Here is a 650-nt window from a genome sequence, read left to right as displayed (position 1 = left end):
TTTCAGTGTTTCCGCCGCACGAGCCGATGCTTTCTCCGCGCCTTGCTTCATCACTTCATCCATAAACGCGCGATCTGCGCGAATACGACGGTATTCTTCTTGAATTGGCTCAAGCATCGCAACAACCGCTTCACCCACGTCTTTCTTGAATGGGCCATACATTTCAACGCCTTTGTATTTCGCTTCAATCTCTTCAAAGCTCATGCCTGTCGCTGCAGAGTAAAGACCCATTAGGTTTGCAATACCCGCTTTGTTTTCAACATCATGGCGAATGCTTGGTGGCGTTTCGGTATCGGTTTGCGCTTTGTTGATCTTCTTGATGATCGATTTTGGCTCTTCAAGCAGCGTGATAACGTTCTTACGGTTATCATCAGACTTCGACATTTTCTTCGTCGCATCTTGAAGGCTCATTACGCGCGCGTTAACCGTTGGAATGTATGGCTCAGGCACCGTGAAGATTGGGCTTTCTGGCGAGTAAATGTTGTTGAAACGCGTTGCGATATCACGCGCTAATTCTAGGTGCTGCTTCTGGTCGCTACCTACTGGCACTTGGTGTGCGCCGTAAAGCAGGATGTCTGCTGCCATTAGCACTGGGTAATCAAACAGACCCACGTTTACGTCGTTCGCGTAACGTGCAGACTTGTCTTTAA

The 650-nt window shown here is 48.5% G+C and carries 1 protein-coding gene; it reads right to left on the bottom strand.

The genetic code is table 11. The features are described 5' to 3' along the window. Positions 1-650, bottom strand: a 650-nt coding sequence (gene trpS, locus R7Z77_RS26175; RefSeq protein ID WP_318137154.1) for a tryptophan--tRNA ligase, incomplete at both ends; no start/stop codon positions are given.

Source organism: Vibrio sp. 1401, assembly GCF_033340295.1.
The sequence above is the reverse complement of the archived record's forward strand: the minus strand, read 5'-3'. Positions and strand labels throughout refer to the sequence as shown.